At 54.6% G+C, this 21962-nt stretch carries 17 protein-coding genes and 1 tRNA gene; 9 read left to right on the top strand and 9 right to left on the bottom strand.

Annotated features, from left to right (window positions below; genetic code table 11):
• The first annotated feature begins 199 nt into the window (after window positions 1-199).
• On the top strand, window positions 200-1246 hold the full coding sequence (locus FHR87_RS01995; RefSeq protein ID WP_183164999.1) for an ABC transporter substrate-binding protein: 1047 nt from the start codon (window positions 200-202) through the stop codon (window positions 1244-1246).
• An 18-nt stretch (window positions 1247-1264) separates the two neighbouring features.
• Here the strand turns inward: FHR87_RS01995 and FHR87_RS01990 are convergent, their stop codons facing one another.
• Complete coding sequence (locus FHR87_RS01990) at window positions 1265-2182, bottom strand: LysR family transcriptional regulator (protein WP_338021215.1); 918 nt, start codon at window positions 2180-2182, stop codon at window positions 1265-1267.
• Window positions 2183-2512: 330 nt separating this feature from the next.
• Here FHR87_RS01990 and FHR87_RS01985 point away from each other — a divergent pair, with 330 nt between their 5' ends.
• Together FHR87_RS01985 and FHR87_RS01980 are read left to right on the top strand one after the other, a co-directional pair.
• Window positions 2513-4882: a TonB-dependent receptor gene (locus FHR87_RS01985; RefSeq protein ID WP_183165143.1), complete on the top strand. Its 2370-nt coding sequence runs from the start codon at window positions 2513-2515 to the stop codon at window positions 4880-4882.
• Between the two features lie 37 nt (window positions 4883-4919).
• Window positions 4920-5816: a TauD/TfdA dioxygenase family protein gene (locus tag FHR87_RS01980; RefSeq protein WP_183164997.1), complete on the top strand. Its 897-nt coding sequence runs from the start codon at window positions 4920-4922 to the stop codon at window positions 5814-5816.
• A 164-nt stretch (window positions 5817-5980) separates the two neighbouring features.
• Here the strand turns inward: FHR87_RS01980 and FHR87_RS01975 are convergent, their stop codons facing one another.
• The 7 genes from FHR87_RS01975 to FHR87_RS01945 form a co-directional block, all read right to left on the bottom strand.
• Window positions 5981-7375, bottom strand: coding sequence for a cytochrome c peroxidase (locus FHR87_RS01975; RefSeq protein WP_183164996.1), 1395 nt, complete (start codon window positions 7373-7375; stop codon window positions 5981-5983).
• A 294-nt stretch (window positions 7376-7669) separates the two neighbouring features.
• Window positions 7670-9379 carry an ABC transporter ATP-binding protein gene (locus FHR87_RS01970; protein WP_183164995.1) on the bottom strand — a complete coding sequence of 570 codons (1710 nt, stop codon included), beginning with the start codon at window positions 9377-9379 and terminating at the stop codon, window positions 7670-7672.
• A gap of 121 nt (window positions 9380-9500) precedes the next feature.
• A complete protein-coding gene (gene spt, locus FHR87_RS01965) occupies window positions 9501-10733 on the bottom strand; it encodes a serine palmitoyltransferase (protein WP_183164994.1) in 1233 nt (410 codons plus the stop codon).
• Window positions 10717-10980 carry an acyl carrier protein gene (locus FHR87_RS01960; protein ID WP_183164993.1) on the bottom strand — a complete coding sequence of 88 codons (264 nt, stop codon included), beginning with the start codon at window positions 10978-10980 and terminating at the stop codon, window positions 10717-10719. Before FHR87_RS01960 ends, spt begins: the two co-directional genes overlap by 17 nt.
• 43 nt (window positions 10981-11023) lie before the next feature.
• Complete coding sequence (locus FHR87_RS01955) at window positions 11024-11935, bottom strand: NAD-dependent epimerase/dehydratase family protein (protein ID WP_183164992.1); 912 nt, start codon at window positions 11933-11935, stop codon at window positions 11024-11026.
• A 7-nt stretch (window positions 11936-11942) separates the two neighbouring features.
• Window positions 11943-13694 (bottom strand): fatty acyl-AMP ligase, encoded by a 1752-nt coding sequence (locus FHR87_RS01950; protein WP_221189683.1) that lies wholly within the window; start codon window positions 13692-13694, stop codon window positions 11943-11945.
• Window positions 13695-13709: 15 nt separating this feature from the next.
• Window positions 13710-13982, bottom strand: a complete 273-nt coding sequence (locus FHR87_RS01945; protein WP_183164991.1) for a hypothetical protein — start codon at window positions 13980-13982, stop codon at window positions 13710-13712.
• 84 nt (window positions 13983-14066) lie between these two features.
• On the opposite strand from FHR87_RS01945, the gene FHR87_RS01940 reads away from it, so the two are divergent.
• Window positions 14067-15242, top strand: coding sequence for an N-acetyltransferase (locus tag FHR87_RS01940; protein WP_246335748.1), 1176 nt, complete (start codon window positions 14067-14069; stop codon window positions 15240-15242).
• Window positions 15226-16023: a nucleotidyltransferase family protein gene (locus tag FHR87_RS01935; protein WP_183164990.1), complete on the top strand. Its 798-nt coding sequence runs from the start codon at window positions 15226-15228 to the stop codon at window positions 16021-16023. Before FHR87_RS01940 ends, FHR87_RS01935 begins: the two co-directional genes overlap by 17 nt.
• Window positions 16024-16034: 11 nt before the next feature.
• Here FHR87_RS01935 and FHR87_RS01930 read toward each other — a convergent pair whose 3' ends face one another.
• Entirely contained in the window at window positions 16035-16820 is a 786-nt protein-coding gene (locus FHR87_RS01930) for a phosphocholine cytidylyltransferase family protein (RefSeq protein WP_221189682.1), read from the bottom strand.
• A gap of 376 nt (window positions 16821-17196) precedes the next feature.
• Between FHR87_RS01930 and FHR87_RS01925 the strand changes: the two genes are divergently transcribed.
• The 4 genes from FHR87_RS01925 to infB all read left to right on the top strand — a co-directional run bounded on the left by FHR87_RS01925 (window position 17197) and on the right by infB (window position 21940).
• Window positions 17197-17273, top strand: a tRNA-Met gene (locus tag FHR87_RS01925).
• A 126-nt stretch (window positions 17274-17399) separates the two neighbouring features.
• The gene (gene rimP, locus FHR87_RS01920; RefSeq protein ID WP_183164989.1) at window positions 17400-17858 is read left to right on the top strand and encodes a ribosome maturation factor RimP; all 459 of its coding nucleotides are present in this window, start codon (window positions 17400-17402) and stop codon (window positions 17856-17858) included.
• A gap of 47 nt (window positions 17859-17905) precedes the next feature.
• On the top strand, window positions 17906-19387 hold the full coding sequence (nusA, locus tag FHR87_RS01915; RefSeq protein WP_183164988.1) for a transcription termination factor NusA: 1482 nt from the start codon (window positions 17906-17908) through the stop codon (window positions 19385-19387).
• Between the two features lie 24 nt (window positions 19388-19411).
• Window positions 19412-21940, top strand: coding sequence for a translation initiation factor IF-2 (gene infB / locus FHR87_RS01910; RefSeq protein WP_183164987.1), 2529 nt, complete (start codon window positions 19412-19414; stop codon window positions 21938-21940).
• The last annotated feature ends 22 nt before the right edge of the window (window positions 21941-21962 follow it).

Genomic DNA, 21962 nt, shown 5'->3' with positions numbered 1-21962 from the left:
TTACCAATGCATTTCCTGAATATTTTCTATGTTCTTCATGCATTCGGCGCTGGCGGGCGTATGACTGCTGATTTATTCTTTTTTGTCCCTAAAAGATAATTTTTAATTATTTAATTGTTGTTTCATGCTGTGCCTATGGTGCGTGACCAGAGGATATCGGCCGATATCCCGGATACAGCTACGCAGGAGCAATCAGAATATGAGGAGTCTTTTCGACAGTCGCGTCAGACTGCTGGCTGTGCCGGCATTGGCCTTGCTTGGCCTGCTGGCCGCTTTTCCGGCGCTGGCTCAGGCCGTCGAGGTACCGAAGGAAATCCGCATTGCCGTGCCGGACCTGAGTGCCGGCAGTCAGCACAGTGGTGGCGGTGTGGTGGATGTGTTGCGCACCCAGCGGATCTTCGAGCAGGAGTTCGCCGCGGACGGCATCACCACCCAGTGGCGCTTCTTCAAGGGTGCCGGCCCGGTGATCAATGAAGCCTTCGCCAACGGCCAGGTGGATTTCGCCTACCTGGGCGACCTGGCGGCGATCGTCGGCAAGGCCAACGGCCTCGATACCCGTCTGCTCAGTGCCACGGCGCGCGATATCAAAAGCTACCTCGGTGTGGTGCCCGGTTCGGGAATCAAGACCCTGGCCGATCTCAAGGGCAAGCGCGTGGCGGTTTTCCAGGGCACCGCCCACCAGTTGTCCTTCGACGCCGCCCTGGACAGCCAGGGGCTCAAGGAGCGCGACCTGCAAGTGATCAACCTGGACTTCAACGCTGCCACCGCCGCGCTGGCGGCAAAACAGATCGACGCCACCTGGGGAACGTCCAATCTGGTCGCGCTGCAATCCCGTGGGCTGGCCGAATTACCCTTGAGCAGCAACGACTTGAATGGCGCCGGCAGTATCCAGCAGGTACTGGTGGGAAGCGGCGATTTCGTCGACCGGCACCCGCAGTTGACGGCGCGCCTGCTCAAGGCGCAGCAGAAGGCTGTGCAGTGGTTGCGCGACGAAGGCAACAAGCCCGCTTACGTGAAACTGATTGCGGAACTGGCCAGCTATCCCTCGACCATCCTGCAAACGGACCTCGAGAACACCAGCCTCCACGCATTATTCGCTCCGCAGTTGGATCAAGCCTTTCTCGAGCGTCTGCAACACAAGGTGCATCTTGCCGCCCGACAGCGCCTGATCCGCAAGGGATTCGATGTCCAAGGCTGGGTGGACGACCGCTTCCTGAAACAAGCGCTCGGACAGCAAAGCCAATAAGCTCTTGAAACGGCGGTTTCAGGCCGCCGTCGCCGGGTGCAGCCGGCGATCCTGCTCGCAGAGCAGATCGATCATGGCCCGCGCGGCCGCGGATACTCGATAGCCGGTACGCGTGACGATGCCGCACTGGGCTCCAGGCCGCTCGGCATGTGGCAGATCGACCGGTAGACGCACCATTCTCCGCGCCTCCAGCGACGGTTGGATCGCCTCGGTCGTGGTGATGCCGACGGTATCACTGCCACACACGATCTGCTCCAGTGCGGGCAGGTGGTCGCACTCGATATTGAGCTTGAAATCGGTGACCCCTTTCAGGTTCGCCAGTGTCTTGCGTGTCTCTAGGGGGATCCGGGCCGAAGCCAGCGGATAGTCGAGCAGATCGCCAAGCGTCAGCCGGCTCCGCTCGAGCAGAGGATGTCCCGGTCGGCAGAAGTAGACGCCTGGGCGAGGCTCCAGCGGCAAGGTCTGGAAGTTCGGGTTTGTTCTGAAGTAACGAATGTCGGCGACGAAAAACTCGATCTCATCCTTGTTCAACTGACGCGCCAGACGCTCCCAGTTGTTCACCTCGAAACGCACATGGATACCGGGATACTGGCGAACGAACAGCGCCATGGTCTCGGGCACCAGCCGCGCCGCAGGCGCCGGCCCGCAACCGAAGCAGAGCTCGCCAGCATCCAGCTTGCCCATGCGTTTGACCTCATGGGCCAGGTTGCTGGCGCCGCGCACCAGATCCTGCGCGTATTGCAGGACCACCAGGCCCGCGGGTGTAGGGCGCAGATCCTTGGCCCCCCGGTCGATCAACTGGCAACCCAGTTCCTGCTCCAGGCCTTGGATGCTGCGGCTGAAGGCCGGCTGCGTGATGCGAACGGCATCGGCGGCGCGGACGAAGCTGCGGTGTTCCACGAGGGCCAGAAAATGACGGAGCTGGCGTAGATCCACGATGTTCTCCCGGCATTCAAAATATAAATCCAGGGCATTTGTCACACCCGACGGACTGGTTTTAAATGCAGGCTCTTATTCCGTCAATGCGATAAATTTTATTTGCTTAGACTTTAAATGAATATAAGTATGCATCGTTACCGAGGTTGCCTGCCAATGAACCGATCCACACCCTCCCATCGTTGACCCGGCCCCGCCGTGAATCGCTACGGCGGGCCGGGTCCAGACCCGAGAACAGAATCCACGCGTTGCGCCAGGAAGCGCGACAGAGAGCTCTTTCGCCTTCCGAAAGTGAATGGGCCAGCTTCACCGAGGAACCAAACGATGATGATGAAAGACCGAACCACCTTCCCAGGTCCGGCACTGTACCGACCGGTCTTCACCCGGCCCGCCCTGGGTCTGGCGATTGCGTTTGCCGGCCTGGGAGTGTCCTTGCCACTCTGGGGCGACGAAAGGATCAGGCTCGAGGAAGCCGGTACCGAGCCCGCCGTCAAAACCAGCAGCGACCAGCGCCTGAGTACCGTCACCGTCAATGCCCGGCGCCGCGAAGAAAGCGCCCAGGACGTGCCGATACCGATCAACAGCGTGGACGCGCAGACCCTGGAAAACCATCGCATCTACCGCATTCAGGATCTGCAACAACTGGTGCCCAGTACCAATGTCTCCTATGGGCACGCCCGCCAGTCGAGCATTTCCATCCGCGGCCTGGGCAACAACCCGGCCAGCGACGGCATGGAGCCGGCGGTTGGCACCTATCTGGACAACGTCTACCTGGAGCGGCCCGGCATGGCCGTGTTCGACTTGCTGGACGTGGAGCAGATCGACGTGCTGCGGGGTCCCCAGGGCACGCTGTTCGGCAAGAACACCACGGCGGGTGTGGTCAACATCACCAGCCGCAAGCCGACTTTCTACCATGAACGCAGCGTCGAGATCTCCGGGGGAGAGGACGGCTATTTCCAGACCAAGGGCAGCGTTTCGGGTCCCTTGAGCGACACGCTGGCGGGGCGTCTGTCGGCCTACCGCACCCGCGACGACGGCTACGTGAAGAACCTTCACGACGGTAACGATCTCAACGGTGGCGCACGCCAGGGGGTTCGCGGGCAACTGCTGTGGAAACCCAGCGAAACCTTCAATCTGCGCTGGATCGGCGAATACAATGAGGAAGATTCCGACAACGGTACTCCAACGCTCTACAGCTCTGGCCCGACCATCAATGGCGTCAATCGCTACGAGCAGCGGGCGACCGCGGCCGGGGCGCGGCTGGTCAAGGCCAGGGAGCGCAAGGTCGACCTGGATTCCGACCAGCAGGTCACCGTGTTCCAGGGCGGCACCTCACTGGAGGCCAACTGGACCCTGCCCAACGATTTCACCTTGACTTCGATCAGCGCCTACCGCTGGTGGGACTTCACACCGCGCAACGATCTCGATTATCTGGGCATCTCGGCTGCGATCAACGCTGGCGTCGCGGTGCGCGACAAGCAGTATTCCCAGGAGCTACGTCTGGCCTCGCCCACCGGGGACGTCTTCGATTATGTGCTCGGTGCCTACTATTTCAAGAAGGACCTGGATAATGAGACGTTCTTCTCATACGGCCCGATGGCCGATGCCTATTACGGCACCGCGCCCGGCGCACTGGCCAATGTCAGAAGCACTGGCAAGGGCCGCATCGAGACCAACAGTTATGCCCTGTTCGCCCAAGGCACCTGGCACATCACCCCGAAGCTGGAACTGACCGCCGGCATCCGTGGCACCTATGAGGAGAAGGAGGCCAGGGTCAGGCGCTATGCACCGACCGGTGGCAACTCGGCGAGCGGCACCACGGCCGCCTCGGTCCGTGCTTATGACTCCGGCGATCTCAACCTGTACAGCTTCAGTCCGTCCGGACTGCTCGCCCTGAGCTACCGCTTCAACGACCGCTGGCTCGGCTATGCCTCTCTGTCCCATGGTGAAAAGTCCGACGGCGTCAACCTGAGCGTGGCCAGTGCGCCCAGCGCCGGGGCGGACTCGCTGCTGGTGGGTACGGAGCGGGTCAACAATGCCGAACTGGGCTTCAAGAGCACCCTGCTGGACGGCACCCTGCTGTTCAACGCCAACCTGTTCTGGGCCCAGGTACACGGCTATCAGGCCAACGCCTACGACTCCGAGGCGCGCTCCTCGTACCTGACCAACGCGGGCGATGTGCGCTCGCGTGGCCTCGAAGTGGAAACCACCTGGCGACCGCTGCGGGGGCTCACGATCAACGCCAACGGTTCCTTCAATGATGTCCGTTACACCGACTATAAGAATGGCCCCTGTCCGCCCGAAGTCTCTTTTCGTAGTGGAGCGCCAGCCTCCTGCGACCTCACCGGTCACCGGGTGGTGGGCTCGTCGCGCTGGATCGCCAACCTCAATGGTCACTATCAGTGGACGCTGAACAACGGCCTGCAACCCTACCTGAACGGCAGTTATGCCTTCCGCTACCGGGCGGTCGGAACCATGGAAGATTCCAAATACGCCCAGATCCCCAGCTATGCGGTGGTCAATCTCTCCATTGGTCTGCGCGGCGACCTGGGCAACAGCCAGTGGGATGTCTCCTTCTGGATGAAGAACGCCTTCGACAAGACCTACTACACCAGCCTGTGGAGCGCCTCCAACGGTGGCTATACCGGGATTCTCGGTACACCGCGCACCTCAGGTCTGACCGCTCGCCTCGATTTCTGAGTTTTTTCACAACCACCCAAACAGAGGGAATACTCCCATGAGCAATGCCGCACTGAACCTGGAATCCAATGATCTGCTCAACATTCAGCCGATCACTGGCCGCATCGGCGCCGAAATTCGCGGAGTGAAACTCTCTGCTGGACTGGATGCCGTCACCCTGGGGGCTATTCAGGACGCCCTGCTGCGCTACAAGGTGCTGTTCTTCCGCGACCAGACCCTGGACGATGCAGAACAGGAAGGGCTGGCCGAATTGTTCGGCGACCCGGCCGCCCATCCCACCGTGCCGGTGCGCGCAGGCTCCCGCTGCCTGCTGGAGTTGGACGGCACGCGTCGGGCCAATTCCTGGCATACCGACGTGACCTTCGTCGAGGACTATCCCAAGATCTGTATCCTACGCTCGCTGGTGGCACCGGCTTTCGGTGGCGACACCCTCTGGGCCAACACGGCCACCGCCTACAACGACTTGCCGGCCGAACTGCGTGAACTGGCCGACAAGCTCTGGGCAGTGCACAGTAACGAGTACGACTACACCGCCACCCAAAAGCCGGATATCGATCCGACGGTGCTGGCCGAACATCGCCGGGTGTTCACGTCCACTCTTTACGAAACCGAACATCCGTTGGTGCGCGTGCATCCGCAGAACGGTGAGCGGAGCCTGTTGGTCGGCCACTTCATAAAACGCGTCAAAGGTCTGTCGAAAGCCGACTCGCAGCGCCTGCTGGAGATTTTCCAGGGCTACGCCACCCGTGAGGAAAACACCGTGCGCTGGCGCTGGCGTGCCGGTGACGTGGCGATCTGGGACAACCGCGCCACCCTGCATCGCGCGGTGGACGACTATGGTACCCAGGACCGTCTGGTACGTCGGGCGACCGTAGCCGGCGAAGTGCCGGTGAACGTGGACGGCCGCCGCAGTCAGATCGTACGCAAGGGTTGATCCCGGCTGGAGAAGGTACATCTTGCCGCCCGGCAGCGTCTGATTCGCAAGAGCTTCAAGCTGAAAATCGCAGCCACTGAAAATGAAACACCCTGCGAAAGGTTGGTTCTCGCAGGGTGTTCATTGAGTCCGGCGCGCAGAATGCCGGTAGTTATTGCGCAGCCTTATTGCATGATTTTGCCTTGGTATTCGCCGTTCAGTGTGCGCAAGAAGGCAGCGATCTTGTCGATGTCATCCGAAGAAAGCTGAGTGCCAACCTCGTAGACAGCCATTTTGTCGACGGCTTCTTCCAAAGTCCTGGCAGTGGCATCGTGGAAATAAGGCTCGGTCAGTGCCACATTGCGCAAATTCGGTACCTTGAAGCGATGTATATCGTGCGGATCCTTGGTTGCGTTGAAGCGCCCTTGATCGACTTCCTTGATATTCCCTCGGTCAGCGAAATAATCCTTCTTCAGCCCCAGGATTTCAAAGGATTGCCCACCCATGGCTTCACCTACGTGGCAGGTTGCGCACTTATTTTCCTTGAACAGGGCATAACCTTCTTTCTCCTTGGCATTCAACGCATTTTCGTCGCCTTTCAAGTAAAGATCGAAACGGCTATTAGGCGTAACCAGTGTCTTCTCGAACTCTGCAATTGCATCGGTAATGGTGTCTGCGGTAATGCCGTTCGGGTAGATATCGGCAAATTGAGCGTGTAATTCTGGATCTTGTTCCAGCTTGCCAATGATTTGCGCCCATGAGGTCGAGCCCATTTCAATCGGATTCAACGGTGGGCCACCGGCTTGTTCTTGCAGATTGGCAGCGCGGCCATCCCAGAACTGGTGAATATTGAATACAGCGTTGAACACGCTTGGATCGTTGACCGGCCCTTTGGCACCACCGATACCGATGGACGTATCTTCGCGATCAACGCCGCCTTTATTCAGTGGGTGGCAAGTGGCGCAGGAAATGGTGTTGTCACCGGACAAGCGTGTGTCATGGAACAGCTTCTTGCCCAACTCGACCTTGGTGGCGCTTACCGGAAAGGTTGTGGTGATAGGTTGCACCGCATCGTACTTGAACTTGTCACTGACAACTCCAGCCGGATGCTGTTTGAGACGCTCGGCTTTTACCCAGTCCAGTAAGAGGCCTTTTTCTTCGTCGGATAATCTGGAGCCCCAGTGCATGGTCAGGTAAAGATTAGGCGGCATCAGGTTGTCTTGCATCACCGATTCGATTTTGGCCAGAGCCACTTCCGATATGGGTTTGCGCTGCTGTATGTTGGCCAACACTTCTGCAATGCTGAAGTGGTTCTGTGCCAACTTCACATCGTGCTCCATCAACTGCTTGGCAACGGGAAGGCCGGCGTAGAAGGGCAATTCACTGTTGCGAGTATGGCAATACTGACAGCCATTATCGTTCATGATGTTGAAGGCTTTGCTGCTCAGATCGTCTACGTTCTGTAGGTTGGCATTAGCCAAGCGTTGTTGGCTCAAGCGCTTATCAAAGCGATCAACGGTGTAAACCGTACCGAGATAGCCGGCAACGCAGATTCCTATTAAAATGAGAATCTTTCTCACAAGTTCTTCCTTATGCTTAAATTACCGATAATGTGGCGACATTGCATAAATGGCTCGACGTGCAAAAAAAGCATGCCATGACGAACCCTATGATGAAAAATTGGTAACACTTTATGTGTACCATTTTAGATAAGGAAATCTTCTCGATTAATGCCTTCCATAAACAATCTCTATGGTTGTTCAGGAAAGGTTTTACGCAATCGAATTTGCAAACCACTCAAGAAGTCTGAAACCCAGGCCAGGTCTGGGAAATCTTGGCATCAAGAGCGTAAGCATAGAAATTTCCGGATGTTATCAACCTATCAGCTTGTGGGGATAGGCATGTTCGGAAGAAGCAAGCTTACCGTCACTCAGACGATAAATCTGGTCGGCTATATCGATCAATGCGGGTCTATGGGAAACGGCAATGATGGTAATTTCCGGAGTCAATGCCTTGAGAGTCCTGCTGATTGCTGCTTCCGATTCGGGGTCCAGGGCACTGGTAGCCTCGTCTAGAATAAGCAGCGCAGGGCGATGCGCCAGGGCGCGAGCGATCACGATCCGCTGACGCTGTCCTCCCGAGAGTTTACCGCCTCGCTCACCGACAATTGCCTGCATGTTTCCCGGTAGCTTCTTGACAAATTCCCAGGCGCCGGCCTGCTTCAGGGCACGCTCGGCATCCTCGGCAGTCAAGGCTGGATCGCCCAGGGTAACGTTGGCCAGGATGCTGTCGTGCAGTAACAGGGTTTCCTGTGGAACATAGCCGATGAGATGCCGCCAACTCTGGCGGTTCAGTTCTTCGATAGGTGTGTTATCGATCAGGATCCGTCCCGACTGAGGGACAAGCAGTGCGCAAACCAGATCGAGAATGGTCGTCTTGCCTGCTCCCGACGGGCCGATGAGGCTGGTGAAACTGCCTACGGGAATTTCCAGGTCGATGGCATCGAGAATCAAACGATCCCCATAGCTGAACGAAACCTTTTCGAAGCGAATCGAGTTGTAAAGAACGGGAGTCCGGTTTCCAACATTGGGTTCAGCATCGGCAACGGCCGCCTTGATCGATTTTTGCAAGGCCCAGTAGGCGCTCTCTTGCGCAGCCATACGCTGATAGTGCTGTTGGGCTTTGTGCATGAGCCCCAGCACTCGGGCAACCAGGAAAATCAACACCATCACCGATGAAAGGGGCAGTTTCCATACTTCCAATGCCATGTACATGCCACCGGCAACAAGAATAGCCAGCATTGGCTCTTGAACGGCACGCAAGGTTTCACGGCTGACAATTTCGCGCTCCATTGCCTTGTTCAGTTCAGCTGCCTGATGTCTGAGCAACGAATCGGCGATATCGTGCCGAGCCATGGCCTTTAGTGGTTTGACCGAACTAAGGGTATCAGTCAGATAGGCCAGTAAGTCTCGCATCAGTTTAGTCTGGCTTTTCCCGGCACTACGTGAGGTTTTCACCAGATGCTGTAGAACAACCAACAGCAGAGTACCTAACAGTAGCGAAACGACTGTGGCTTCCCAGGATACAAACGAAGCGATCAAGGCATAAACGATTGCCTGGATGAGGAATGCCAGCATATTTGCCGCATATTCATAGCTTTTGGAAGCTCGATAGGCTTCGGTGGCGACAGCATTGGCCAGTGCCCCGGTTGGTTGCCGCAAATAGTATTCCCAGCGGCTACCCAGCAGGGCCTGGATCAGGTCGACTCGCAGATCGGTAGCGACGTGTGCAACTGCATACCCCACCTGGTGGTTACCCAGCATAACCAGGGCGCTGCTGATGATCATGCCAATCACGATAATGACAAGCATGGTCACAATGGTCGGCGCCAGTCCGATCATACCCAGGACTTCGATTACCTTTGTCGACAACTCCGAATGAATCTGGTCGCCCATGGCGATGGTCAGCAGAGGCAACAAGGTGGTCAGGCCGATCCCTTCGGCAATACTCGCTAATAGCAGGCTTACCAGCATTACTGTCGTTCGTGCCGGATAAGCCTGACCGAAGGCAAAAAGAATACGCATGCTCTATCCGTTAATGGTCGGCTGTAATGATGAATGCGAAGCTCGGAAAGTCGTAGCGACTCTCGTCGATTTCTTGCTGATGAAATACGTTTCGATCATGTATATCCACGTTATAAAAGATCTACCGATAACCAGGACGCGTAGCCCCCTGTGCGTTCGACACGGCTTCCTTTCTTGGTTCTGCCATCAATTGGGCGAAAGCGCCAATGATACGGTCGATTTGCTCAGGGGTATGGGCAGCACTGACACTGCAGCGAACCAGGGCTTGACCGCTTGGTGTCGCTGGCGGTAGGACCAGATTGACGTAAACTCCATGCTTGATCAGTTTTTGCCAGAAGAACATACCCTTTTCGGGGGATTCCAGCAGGACCGGAATAACCGGGCTGACCTGCGGGCCGACGCAATATCCAAGATCGACCAAGCCTTTGTGAAGGTGTCTTGCATTGGCCCAGAGGCGCGTACGCAGCTCCGGTTGATCAATCATGACTTGCAGGGCTGCTCGTACCGATGCGATGGATGCGGGGGAGGGCGATGCAGTGAAGATGTAAGGCCGGCTTGCATAGCGAAGCAGGTTGAATTCCGGATGATGGCTGGCTGCGAAGCCGCCAATGGCTCCGAGAGTCTTGCTGAAGGTGCCCAGTACGATATCTACGTCGCTTTCAACATTCAGCTCTTCTGCCAGGCCGCGCCCGTGCTTGCCCATGACGCCGACGGAATGCGCTTCGTCAACCAGTAGATAGCCACCCAGTTGCCGTTTGATCTCGGCAATTTCCTTTAAAGGAGCATAATCGCCGAGCATGCTGTAGATGCCTTCGACGATGATCAAGGCATCCTTGGCCTGCTCGCCCAGACGAAGCATCCGCCGCTCCAGATCATGAGCATCATTATGGCGGAAGCGGATGATCTGGGCACCGCTCAGCTTGCAGGCATCGTAGATGCTCGCATGGCAATCAGCATCCAGAAGGACGATATCGCCTGGTCCGGTCAAGGTACCGATGGTACCCAAATTAGCGAGATAGCCGGTCGAAAACAGTATGACCGAACGTCGTTGGAAAAAATCGGCCAGTTCCGCTTCCAGAGCAATATGTCCACTGTAGCTACCATTGGCCATTCGCGAACCAGTGGTGCCGGTACCCTCGTGCTCCAACGACTGGCGGGCCGCATCCAGACAAGTTGGATCGAAGGTAAGACCCAAATAGTTGTTCGTTCCGGCCAGGATCACTCGGCATTCGCCGATGCGACCTTCAGTTGGCGAATAGATCTCATCGATACGCGTACCGAACGGACTGAGTTCGGTCTGAATAAAAGTGGCACGTTCCTGGATCAGCTTGTTGAACTTATCGAACAGCGCCATTGGCATGCTCCATCAGTGAAAAGACGGCTTGTGCCAGTTGGGCCGGAGTACGTACATCCGTGAGGATATTCAAGGGGATTGAAATATCGAATTCATCCTCTAATTCCATCAAAAGATCCATTACCTTGATTGAATCGAGACCAAGCTCCTGTACAAGCTCAATATCAGGGCGCACAGGAGCGCTAGCGGGAACTGTGGTATTCAGATAGACAAAAAGCCGCTCCAGAATCATTTCTTGGGACACCATAAATAACTCCTTAAGATCCAAGGCCTGCTTTTTGCCCAAAGTATTAGAAAGACTGCTTTGCTAGAGAATTTTTCAGCGACATCGTTGGCTGCCAGCCAAGATCCTGAAGAATTGGCTGATTATCGCATGACCAGTCCGGATGTCTCAGCTCTCTGACCTTGGCCGGGGTCAGCATTGGGGCATGGCCGATCAGGTGCGAGCAGGTCATGTTTATCCATGCGAGCGTGTGCAATGCCGTTGCTGGAACAGGGATCTGGTGAACCGGACCATTACGGATTTCTTCTGCGATAGCGGCAAGTTCTTGCCAAGAGTACCCATTTTCCTGGCCATCATGGAGTTCATACACTCCCGATGCGACCCGTGGAGCCTCGACCCACTGCAATACGGCCCGGGTCAGATCCTCCACGTGGAGAAAAGTCAGGCGTGCGTCATTCTGTCCCAGGACCGGCAGCCATCCTCGCAACATCCATTTGAACAATGATCGCAGCTCGCGATCTCCCGGACCATACACTGCGGTAGGTCGAAAAATCGTGACGGCAAGATCGGCTGCAGCCTCACGCAATACAAGCTCTGCTTGATGCTTCGAGGCAGCGTACCAAGAGAGTTCAGGGTGTCGGGCGGCCAATGACGATACCAGCAGAAAACGCTTGCATGTACTGCTTTCCTGCGCGGCTTGTAATAGCCAGAGACTGCCATCGACATTGACACGATTAAAATACTGGGGCGATGCGCCACGTACCGCGCCAGCACAGTGCACGACTATTTCCGCACCGGCAGTTAGACGAGCCAGTGAGTCAATGTCTTCGAGTGAGCCGCGTATCCATTCCACGCCTTGGTCGAAACCTTCCTGGCTACGGCTCAAGGCTCGTAGCCGAACACCTGATCGAATCAAGTGCTTTTGCAGGTATCCACCAATAAAGCCGGTCGCCCCGGTTAGGGCAACAATCGTCACCACAACGAAATTATCCGACTGCCAGCGTCAGTTCGCAGCCAGACTGTGTTTGCAGAAAGCGCTTGCGAGCTTCGGCACGCGAAGGCTTACCGGATGATGTGCGGGGAAGAGAGTGTGGCGGAACAAGTTCTACTCGAGACGTCAGGCCAAATTCCCCGTTGATAAGCCTGGTTAAAGATTGTACCAGGCGTTCCCGTTGCTCTTGATCGGTTATGCGGCATTGCACCTGGACTACCACTTCCGGATCGGTATCGTTGGGCACGAGGAAGGCAATGACATCACCAGGGCGAATTTCCGGCTGGGATTCGGCCAGATATTCAATGTCCTGCGGCCAAATATTGCGACCACGAACAATCAAAAGATCCTTGCGGCGACCGGTAATAAAAAGCTCGCCATTGTTCAGATAGCCAAGGTCACCTGTGTCGAGCCAGCCTTCTGCTTTGTCAAGAACTGCTTGCGTGGAGTCCTCGTCTTGAAAATAGCCAGACATCAGACTTGGGCCTTTCAGCATGATACGCCCTATCTGGCGCTCAGGAAGCACGCGTCCGCTATCGTTGCGTATTTCCAGCTCATGACCAGGCAGGACGCTCCCACAATTGACAAAGACAGCGGCTGCATTGCTGTCAATGCCATCGAATGGCAGTGCCTGGGAAGTACGTTCCAGCTCCCAGCGATTGATTCGATCAACTTGAATGCCAATGTCGCGGCGGCTGAAACAGACGCCCAGAGTACTTTCCGCCAGACCATAACATGGAACGAATGACTTCTGATCGAAACCAGATACGGAAAATTGCCTAGCAAAACGCTCAAGGATTTCATCGCGGATGGGTTCGGCGCCAATGCCGGCAACACGCCAGCTAGATAGATCGAAGCGCGCAGCTTCCCCTTCGCGAAGCCGGCGTGAACAGATGTCATAACCGAAAGGTGGTGCGAAGGAGACGGTTCCTTTGTTCTGGCTGATCAGGTTCAACCATTGCCGTGGACGCATGGCGAAGTCCTGAGTACGCAGATAATCCACGGACATTTGCGAAGCCATCGGCGCAAGAACGAAACCTACCAGTCCCATGTCATGATAGAACGGTAGCCAGGAAACGCAGCGGTCGGTTGGGCCGATACCGAGACCGTCTCTGAGCATACCCTGCAGATTGGCCATAGCCGCTCGATGGGTGATGGTTACGCCGCGAGGAAAGCGGGTGCTACCCGACGTATATTGCAAATATGCCACATCATCCGGCTGCACCGATGCAAGCAGGATATCCGGAGCAGGACCAGCCTGAAGCTCCTTGGCTGAGCCGATGAACCCCATATCGAAGCACTTGGCAGCTTCTTTTGCGAACGGCACTAATTCGGCAGGCGCGAAAACAGCATGTGCATCGCAGCTTTTAAAGAAATTACTCAACTTCTTTACGTATGAATCATGAGTTCCTAGGCTGGATGGAACCGGTAAAGGCACCGGTAGCAAGCCGGCATACAGACAACCGTAGAAAACTTCCATGAATGCACTGTTTGTATCCGCAACGAGTGCAACCCGACTCCCTTTTTTCAACCCTAGTCCGCAGAGCCGCTTGGCCATGTCCAATGCTTTTCTTCTCAGTGCAGCATACTGGACAACGGCAGTCAGACGGCAGCGACCATCATAGAAATTTACGCCGGTTTCACCAAGTGCAGCGTAATCGAGAGCATCGGTGATAGTCGGAAAATCTGCAAGACGCTGGGGCAGGAAATGTTGGGTAAGCGTAGCGGACATGTAAAGTTCGGCCATATGTTCGGTCCTACTTCAGCACAGGTATGCGGCGGGCCGGTTCTCGCAGCCAGCAGTAACTGAAGTGGCCTGATTGAGGGCGGCAAAGATAAGGCTATTTATCTGGAAAAGCACAATAGCGAATTTTTCAAGCAAAATCAGAAGCGACGGACAAAATCTGAGTAAAGTAGACTGGACATGATGATGCAGAGAACCGGTTGGAATGTAAAACTTCCCTATCCTGATGTTGAAGTTTTCTTTTAAACCCATAACATCCTCAGCTATGCATATTTCAAGCAGCCTTGCCATGCCCGTTGCATGTTGGCTATCGGTATCAAGGCTGAGTCGAGGCCAAACCGAAGTATCTGAAAACGACGGCGAGCAAGATCAATAATGTTTCTTAAGGTTTCCTTAAGTAAATCGATTTCTACTAAAATGAACACTCCAGTTGTCGTCAAGCCTGTACTGACTAAAAACGAGCTGAACCTATTCATTCGCCTGCCAGCTGAGCTTTATCGTCACGATCCTAATTGGATCGAACCCTTGTATATCGAACGGCAGGAGCACCTTTCATCTAAAAATCCCGTATTCGAACATCTCGACTGGCAAGGTTGGATCGCTTGGTCTGGTCAGCGTCCTGTCGGTCGTATCAGTGCCCAGGTGGATACACTGCATCGCGAATTGCATGGCACTGATACCGGACACTTTGGCATGCTGGAGGCAATCGACGACAAGAAGGTTTTTGATGCCCTGATTGCAACTGCTGAGAACTGGCTGAGGCAAAAAGGCGCATATCGAATAACTGGCCCGTTCAATCTGAACATTAACGAAGAAAGCGGTCTGTTGATCGAAGGTTTCGACAAGCCTCCCGTATTCATGATGGGGCATGGTCAACCCTACTATGGCTGCCGAGTAGAAGAGGCAGGCTATAACCCGGCAATTGATCTGTTGGCTTACTGGATGCGCACTAATGAGCTGAGTTTCACGCCGACCATGCAGCGGATGATGGACCGGCAGCGCAAGCGCATTCATATCAGACCACTGGATCGTAAGCATTTCGATTCTGAGGTTCGGGTAATGCGCGATATCTTCAACGATGCTTGGGCGAATAACTGGGGATTCGTACCCTTTACCGAGCCCGAATTTACTAAAACCGGAAGCAGTTTGAAATTTCTGGTTCCCGAAGACCTGATGTATATCGCTGAAGTAGATGGCAAGCCAAGCGCTTTTATCATCGCGTTACCCAATATCAACGAAGTGATCGCTCCGCTAAAGGGGCGGCTATTGCCTTTCGGTTGGTTTCACTTGCTTTGGCAGCTTAAGGTGCGTAAACCGCTGACAGCGCGAGTCCCTCTGATGGGCGTGCGCCAGGAATACCAGAATAGTCGCCTTGGGCCTGCGTTGGCGCTGTTGCTGATTGAGGCTCTGAAGCCTCCTTTTGTCCGGCATGGTATCGAAGCGCTCGAAATGTCATGGATTCTGGAAAGCAATGCAGGTATGCGCAACATTCTCGAGCATATCGGAACCTATATGTACAAGCGGTATCGCCTCTATGAAAAATACCTCTAGAGCATGTTCGGCCATAGTCTTGGCGGCCGATAGAAATCCCGCAGATGCCGTTGCAGTAGCGGCCGGCGTTCAATGCAAGGCATTGGCCCCTGTTGCTGGTGTCCCAATGATTCGCCGTGTTGTGCAAGCCCTGCAATCGACAGATGCCATAGACCGGATCACTTTGGTAGGGCCTGCGCGAAATCTTCTGTGTAGTGAGGCAGAGATCGAGTATCTCCTGAGTGCTGGAGAGCTGGACTGGATTGAAAATGCCAGCTCGCCTAGCGCCAGTGCGGCTCGAGCGCTTTCAGGTGGCAATACTCAACAGCCAGTCCTGTTGACTACGGCCGATCATGCTTTGCTTGATCCTGCCATGCTGAACTATTTTCTTGAGCAGGCATTGGAAAGCGGATGTGACTTTATCGTTGGGGTTGCTAGGTTGGAAACGGTATTGGCTCGTTTTCCTGATACTCGCAGAACAGCTGCACGCTTGCGTGGAGGTCCTTATTGTGGTTGTAATCTGTTCGTTTTCGTTACAGAGCGAGGGCGTCAACTCGCTCATTTCTGGCGCAATGTGGAACAGGAACGGAAGCGCCCGTGGCGTGTCATTGCTGGTGCTTTAGGGGGGGGGGCTGTTATACGCTATGCGTGCGGACGTCTGACGCTCGAACAAGCGTTAGAGCGCCTATCGGATAAGCTTGGCATCAAAATAGGTGCAGTTGTATTGCCTTTTGCCGAAGCAGCCGTTGACGTTGATACGCCGGCGGATCTTCTTTTGGTGGAGAAGATCCTGGCAACCTAACAAAGAACTGTTTAATTCTGGGCTGCTATTGTAGTGGTCCGCCCCCACAAGCGGGCTTTGCTTCTTACTGATTCCAGATCCATGGGAAAGTCGAGCTCGCCCCAGCCGAATCCTTCGATCGATTGCACGAAAACCTTGCCAGTAGATTGAGCAATATTATCGATAACGCTGAGATACCAGCGTTGCAGGCTATCTTGTCTATGCATGCAAAGATCTAGCGCTTCACGGAACAGGGCTGCGCCTTCCGTATTGAAATACATCATGCCGATGGATTCGCCGTTTACAGTATCCAGCGGTAGGGTTTTGCCTACTTGGAGCAGTCGGTCACCGTCAAGGCAAACTTTCATGTCATCGCTATCGTAATGAGCCTTGCGATCAATAGCCAAGGTTATGGGGCGATGCGGAGAATCGAGAAGTCGCAGTAATACGGGTAAATCGAATAAAGTATCCCCGTTCAGCAGCAAAAATTCTTCTTGCATTGCTTGTCGAGCCATCCAGCAGCTCGCCAAATTGTCAGCAACTTCGTAGAAAGGATTAAAGATAGTAGAGATTGTACCTACACCATAGCGCGAATTAAGCAGTTGCTCGACTTGGTGTGCACCATAGCCAATGACAACGCTGATATCGCTGATGCTGGATGCCAATAGAGCATCTATCTGCCATTCGATAGCCGTTTTTCCATCGATATCCAGCAGGCATTTTGGTCTGGTTTCAGTGAAAGGAAGAAGGCGACGCCCCTGGCCGGCACTCAGAATGATGGCCCGACGGGGCTTGTTCCATTTATTCGTTTGATTCAATGCTATCTCCTACGGTAAACAAGCCTTGCCACCTTCAAACAGCGCATGATATTCATGTCCTCATACGAGCTACTGATTACATGATTTCGGCAAGCAAGATTAATAAGGATGCTTAAGGTTTTCTTAAATCATCTTGCTTTCGTTCTGTCTCAACATCCCATAATGCTGGATGTTAAAGCGTTTTATCGCTTGGTGAACTGATGTTACTGAGGTAGCATATGCCCTCGTAACACAGTATATATGGTTCAATTATTGGAAAGCTCTGAACAAGATCGTGTTGATAGTGCTTCTATCTTTGCGGAGTTGGATAAATTTATTCTGAGCTTTTCGGTTGACCGGAATTGAGTAGTGTCATACCATTGATGACCAGTTTAGACGCGGGGTGGAGCAGTCTGGTAGCTCGTCGGGCTCATAACCCGAAGGTCGTTGGTTCAAATCCAGCCCCCGCAACCAGTTAAAAAAGCCCCTGTACAGGGGCTTTTTGCTAGATGAGGTCAAGTCGTATCCATTCTGGATGCAACTTCGAGAATGGGCGTTTTGCCCATTTTTTATTTCATTATCCAAAAACGAGGAACTTCGTTGTCTAGCAAGCTAGAACAGTTGCAGGCTTTGCTGTCTCCTGTAGTCGAGTCCCTTGGGTATGTGTGCTGGGGTATCGACTTCATTTCGCAAGGGCGACATTCCTTACTACGCATTTATATCGATCATGCCAATGGCATTTTGATAGAAGATTGCGAAAAAGTCAGTCGCCAGCTAAGTAGCCTGCTAGATGTCGAAGATCCCATAAGCGTTGAATATACGCTGGAAGTATCTTCTCCCGGCATGGATCGGCCGCTGTTCACTCTTGAACAATTCGCAGCTCATGCCGGAGAGCAAGTAAAGATCAAACTACGTGTGCCATTCGAGAGGCGTCGCAATTTTCAGGGGCTGCTTCGAGGCATAGAAGAGCAGGATGTCGTGGTGCTGATCGACGATCACGAGTATTTATTGCCGGTCGATACGATCGAAAAGGCCAATATCATTCCCCGGTTTGAGTGAGTTGCGGATCTGCGGAACCGAAAGGACTGCAAAAGGCGAGGCGTGCGATGAGCAAAGAAGTACTGCTGGTTGTTGAGTCGGTTTCCAACGAAAAGGGCGTGCCGGCCAGCGTTATTTTTGAGGCGCTGGAGCTGGCTCTGGCCACTGCTACCAAAAAGCGCTACGAAGAGGATGTGGATCTACGTGTAACTATCAATCGCCAAAGCGGTAACTATGACACTTTTCGGCGTTGGACTGTCGTCGATGAGGCGCTTCTGGAAAGCCCTGCCGCCCAACTGACGATCGAGCAGGCACAGAAAACCAAGCCAGATGCTAAGCCCGGCGACATAGTCGAAGAGAAAATAGAATCCATAGAGTTTGGGCGTATTGCAGCCCAGACCGCGAAGCAAGTGATCGTACAAAAAGTGCGTGAAGCTGAGCGGGCCCAAGTTGTGGATGCCTATCGCGACCGCCTGTTCGAAATCATCTCTGGAACGGTCAAGAAGGTTACGCGCGACAGCGTTATTGTCGATTTGGGCAATAATGCCGAGGCGCTCTTGGCCCGGGAAGACATTATTCCCCGTGAAACTTTTCGAGTCGGCGCCAGGATCAGGGCGTTGCTTAAGGAAATCCGTAGCGAGAATCGCGGGCCGCAACTGATTTTGTCTCGCACGGCTCCACAGATGTTGATCGAGCTTTTTCGTATCGAGGTACCCGAGATCGCGGAGGGATTGATCGAGATAATGGATGCTTCCCGCGATCCTGGTTCGCGCGCGAAGATTGCCGTTCGTTCTAAAGATAAGCGTATCGACCCGCAGGGCGCTTGTATCGGCATGCGTGGCTCGCGGGTACAGGCTGTTTCCGGAGAAATTGGCGGTGAACGGGTAGATATCGTGTTATGGGATGAAAATCCAGCCCAGTTCGTGATCAATGCCATGGCTCCAGCGGAAGTGGCAGCAATCATCGTAGATGAAGATGCACATGCCATGGATATCGCCGTTGCCGAAGACAATCTTGCCCAAGCCATTGGTCGAGGTGGACAGAATGTCCGGTTGGCCAGTCAGTTGACTGGTTGGACGCTCAATGTCATGACCGAAGCAGATATCCAGGCCAAGCAGGAAAAGGAGACTGGGGACATCCTGATTCGCTTTGTCGAAGAGCTCAAGGTAGATGAAGAACTGGCGCAGGCACTGGTCGAGGAAGGATTCACCGCATTGGAAGAGATTGCCTATGTTCCGATGGAGGAATTGCTCGGCATTGAGGGCTTCGACGAAGATATCGTCAATGAGCTGCGTGCCCGTGCAAAAGATTGCCTTTTGACCAGGGCCATCGCTAATGAAGAGAAAATGGCCGATGCCCAGCCAGCCGATGATCTGCTTGCGTTGGATGGCATGCATAAAGAGCTGGCAGTCGAGTTGGCGATGCGTGGTGTCATCACCCGCGAAGATCTGGCCGAGCAATCCATTGATGATTTGCTCGATATAGATGGTATCGACGAAGAACGTGCCGGCAAGTTGATCATGGCCGCCCGAGCCCATTGGTTCGAGTGATTGGTGGCCTGAGGAGAAGAATGCATGACGCAAGTCACGGTGAAAGAACTGGCCTTGGTGGTCGACACACCGGTCGAGCGACTGTTGCAGCAAATGCGTGAGGCAGGATTGTCTCACAGCAGTGCTGATCAAGTAGTGACCGATAGCGAGAAACAAGCCCTGCTGACTCATCTCAAGAGCAGCCATGGCGACCGGCACGAGGAGCCACGCAAGATTACTCTGCAGCGCAAAACTACGACGAAGCTCAAAGTGGCAGGTAGCAAGACGATTAGTGTCGAAGTACGCAAGAAAAAGACATACGTCAAGCGAAATACCGACGAAGGCGAAGCTGAAAAACAGCGCGAGCTTGAAGCTCGGCAGGCTGCTGAGGAAGCTGCTCGCTTGAAATCGGAAGAAGAAGCCCGCCTTCGGCGCGAAGCTGAAGCTCGTAGCATTGCTGAGGATCAGTCCAAAGCTGCTGCAGCGCTAGCTGAGAAGACGACAAGCAAGCCGGCGCAGGTCGTTGCAGCACCGCCTGCAACTGTAGATGCATCGGTTTCCTATCCCAAACCGGCAATCGAGGAGCGTAAGAAGGAAGAACCTCCTCGTCGCGTCGAAAAAGACCGTACCGATGACGATGACCGTCGTGATCGCAAGCATGCCCAGCATCGCCCTTCATTGAAAACCAAAGCGCCATCGGCCGCTCGTACCGTTCGTACGGATGATGAAGAAGGTGAAGGTTTCGGCCGTCGTGGTGGACGCGGCAAGGCCAAACTGAAGAAACGCAATCAGCACGGCTTCCAGAGCCCGACCGGCCCGCTAGTTCGGGATATTTCTCTGGGTGAGACCATTACGGTTTCTGAGCTGGCTCAGCAAATGTCGATCAAGGCTGCCGAAGTCATCAAGTTCATGTTCAAGATGGGGTCGCCAGTAACCATCAATCAGGTGCTTGATCGGGAGACTGCGCAGCTTGTGGCCGAAGAGTTCGGGCACAAAGTCACGTTGGTGAGCGATAACGTTCTAGAAGAGCAGTTGGCCGAGTCGCTGAAATTTGAAGGCGAGGCAGTCAACCGGGCGCCGGTTGTGACCGTAATGGGCCACGTCGACCATGGTAAGACCTCATTGCTCGACTATATCCGGCGTGCCAAGGTGGCGGCTGGCGAGGCAGGTGGTATCACTCAGCATATCGGTGCCTATCATGTGGATACCGACCGAGGAATGGTGACTTTCCTCGATACTCCCGGTCATGCCGCGTTTACGGCCATGCGTGCGCGCGGAGCGAAGGCTACCGATATCGTTATTCTGGTCGTTGCCGCCGATGATGGGGTGATGCCGCAGACAGAAGAGGCTATCCAGCACGCCAAGGCTGCTGGTGTACCCATTGTTGTTGCGGTGAACAAGATCGATAAGCCGGACGCTGATCCGGATCGGATAAAGCATGATTTGGCTGCACGCCAGGTGATCCCGGAGGAATGGGGTGGCGACACCCAGTTCGTCCACGTCTCTGCCAAGGCTGGAACGGGTATTGATGCATTGCTCGAGTCGATACTGTTGCAGGCCGAAGTTCTTGAGCTCAAAGCCATACCTGATGCTCCCGGACGTGGCGTGGTGATCGAGTCTCGTTTGGATAAGGGACGTGGTCCGGTCGCTACCGTGCTGGTACAGAACGGTACGCTTCGCCAAGGTGACATGGTGCTTTGTGGCGTAAACTATGGTCGTGTGCGAGCCATGCTCGACGAGAATGGTTTGCCAGTTCGCGAAGCTGGTCCCTGTATCCCGGTGGAGATCCTCGGTCTCGACGGTACACCTGAGGCAGGCGATGAGCTAACGGTTGTCGCCGACGAGAAAAAGGCACGCGAGGTTGCGTTGTTCCGTCAGGGCAAGTTCCGCGAGGTCAAGCTGGCTCGTCAGCAATCTTCCAAGCTCGAAAACATCTTCGAGACCATGGGGCAGGATGAGAAGAAAACGCTCAACCTGGTACTCAAGTCAGACGTTCGCGGTTCACTGGAAGCTCTGCAGGGAGCCTTATCCGATCTGGGTAACGACGAAGTGCAGGTTCGGGTCATCGGTGGCGGTGTCGGTGGTATCACCGAAAGCGATGCCAACCTGGCTCTAGCATCTAATGCTGTGCTGTTCGGCTTTAACGTACGCGCTGATGCTGGTGCGCGGAAAATCGTCGAGCAGGAAGGGTTGGATCTTCGTTACTACAACGTCATCTACGACATCATCGAAGATGTGAAGAAAGCCCTGTCGGGCATGCTGGGTAGCGATGTTCGCGAAAATATTCTCGGCATTGCCGAGGTTCGTGATGTATTCCGTTCGCCCAAGTTCGGTGCGATCGCTGGCTGCATGGTGACTGAAGGAAATGTCTACCGGAATCGCCCGATTCGCGTTCTGCGTGATGATGTGGTGATTTTCGAGGGCGAACTCGAATCGTTACGTCGCTTCAAGGACGATGTTTCCGATGTTCGTGCCGGAATGGAGTGCGGTATCGGCGTGAAGAGTTATAACGATGTACGAGTCGGCGACAAGATCGAGGTCTTCGAGAAAGTCCAGGTAGCACGTAGTCTCTAAGCGGCTACAGGTGCAGGCGGCA

The organism is Azomonas macrocytogenes, from assembly GCF_014191985.1.
GTDB lineage: Bacteria > Pseudomonadota > Gammaproteobacteria > Pseudomonadales > Pseudomonadaceae > Azomonas > Azomonas macrocytogenes.
The sequence above is the reverse complement of the archived record's forward strand: the minus strand, read 5'-3'. Positions and strand labels throughout refer to the sequence as shown.